At 36.0% G+C, this 2,313-nt stretch carries 2 protein-coding genes; one reads left to right on the top strand and one right to left on the bottom strand.

Going from position 1 to position 2,313, the window contains the following annotated elements:
* The first annotated feature begins 194 nt into the window (after positions 1-194).
* Positions 195-719 (top strand): hemerythrin domain-containing protein, encoded by a 525-nt coding sequence (locus V7137_RS13730; protein ID WP_420490127.1) that lies wholly within the window; start codon positions 195-197, stop codon positions 717-719.
* Positions 720-750: 31 nt separating this feature from the next.
* On the opposite strand, the gene V7137_RS13735 is transcribed toward V7137_RS13730, so the two are convergent.
* Complete coding sequence (locus V7137_RS13735) at positions 751-1,986, bottom strand: MFS transporter (protein ID WP_335698608.1); 1,236 nt, start codon at positions 1,984-1,986, stop codon at positions 751-753.
* Positions 1,987-2,313 lie beyond the last annotated feature (327 nt).

Genomic DNA, 2,313 nt, shown 5'->3' on the forward strand with positions numbered 1-2,313 from the left:
ATCTCTATTATATGAAACATTTAAGCTTTATTTGTGTGATAAATGTTAAAATTTTTTAAATAATTTTCAAGTTTTCATAAAACCGACAAAAATTCTTAAGGTGGTTCACAATTTAGCGGAAATGTGAGCAAAGTCACTACATTACCTAATAGTTGCTTTTATACTTGAAACTATAAACGCGATTGAGGTGATTGATGATGAGTGGCTGTATGAGCGCACTTGGAGGCATGCCCCAAGCTGAACTATGTAAAGGGCTTATGCAATTAAAAAGTGAACATCCTCCGTTATTAAAGCAATTAGAGGAAATTTATGATTTAACTCAAAAAATTGATCAAGAAATAGACATCGAAACAAACTATGCAACATTAACTACAATAGTAAATGAATTTAAGACTGCATTAGACCCCCATTCAGAAAGAGAAGAAGGTATTCTTTTTCCGATGATGGGTGTTTATATCGGAACAACTTCAGGACCAATTGCTGTAATGGAATATGAGCATGATCAAGCAAAAGCAAATATTGGTGAATTTCTTACGAAGGTAGAAAGTGGTCTTGGGTCCATAGAAGAAAAGAAACAAGCGGCACAGCTAATTCAAAATGCTTACTTCATCTTAATAGAGCATTTCTCCAAAGAGGAAAATGTTTTATTTCCAATGGCAGAAAGAATGCTTACCGACGAGGAAAAGGCAGAATTATTCCAAAAAATTCAGGAAATATAAAAGGATGGGTCCCTATGCCCATCCTTTTACATTACTGTTTATTCCATTCCCAAATCTTTTTATCGGACGGAAGAAGGAATGCAATTAAACCTAGTAATGGCAATACTCCAAGCCATCTTATCATGGACTGTAATCCAATCCAGTCAGCAATATAGCCAAGGCCGACAGAACCAATTGCTCCCATTCCAAATGCAAGCCCCACTGTTAACCCAGACATCGTCCCTATTTTTCCTGGGACTAATTCCTGTGCATATACAACCGTAACGGAGAAACTAGTCATTAAAATGAATCCAGTGATAATAAGGAAAATAAATGCAAGTGTTGGCGATGAATATGGAATTAAAATGGAAAAAGGAACCGTCGCTAACATTGAAAACGAAATGATTGTTTTCTTTCCAAAACGATCGGAAAGGGGACCACCAAAAAAAGTCCCGATTGCACCAGAAACTAAAAACGCAAAGAGGAAAAGTTGAGATTGTTTAATCGCAAGGCTATATTCTTTAATGGCATAAAAAGTATAAAAATTAGTAATCCCCGAAGTATACCAAGTCCTTGCAAAAATTAATAACAGAATCAATATTAATGTATTTTTGACTTCTTTCGTTAACCCTTTATTATTACCTGCAGGAGATTTCTTTTTCAATTTTAAATTTGGAGAAACTACTAACCTTTGATTATACCAATTTGCGATATAAATTAATAAGATTACAGCTAGTGCGGCAACCACTGTAAACCAGGACGCCCCGATTTGGCCTAGTGGAACTAATATTAACGCAGTAATTAGTGGAGCTAATGCCTGCCCCGTATTACCGCCGACCTGATATATTGACTGTGCAAGCCCGCGCCTATTTCCAGCAGCCATATAGGCAACCCTTGATCCTTCTGGATGAAATACTGCTGACCCAAGACCGATAAAGAGAACGGACACTACGATCCATCCAAAGCTTGATGCAAACCCTAAGCCAAGAATTCCGACTAACGTGAAGGTCAATCCAATCGGCAGTGCGAAAGGCATCGGTTTTTTGTCTGTTACAAATCCGACAATAGGCTGCATAACTGAAGACACCATATTTAAGGAAAAAGCAATGATTCCCAGTTGCGTGAAACTAAGTCCCATTGATTTTTCCAAAATAGGAAACATGGCGGGGACGACAGCCTGAATGGCATCATTTAATAAATGGCACAATCCAATAATAAATAAAATTTTAAACATGGTTGCTTCAGAGGCATTTGGTGCACGCTGCGGTAAAACTGCTTGCTTGCTCATAATAATCCCTTCTTTATATAAATAGTATATTTTCTACCCATATCTTACTACCGAATGCTGGAAATAAGAAATATTTATGATTAATTTCATAAAATTTCCTTTTACCCAGAGTTTTTTGCTAACTTATGGCGAATCCTGTCTAAGGTTAATTGACTTTTAGTCAAAAATTCCTTATAATAATCTTGAAATCAAGATAATTAAATGAGCAGTTCTCTACCATTATAAGCTGTACTTATTAAACAAAAAGGATGAGTTTTTTATGGAAAATAATTCAACAACAGCCACTTCATTAAAGCTTTTTATCGTCCTTTCAAGAGCCTATAAAGC

Source organism: Neobacillus drentensis, assembly GCF_036962765.1.
Taxonomy (GTDB): Bacteria; Bacillota; Bacilli; order Bacillales; family Cytobacillaceae; genus Neobacillus; species Neobacillus drentensis_C.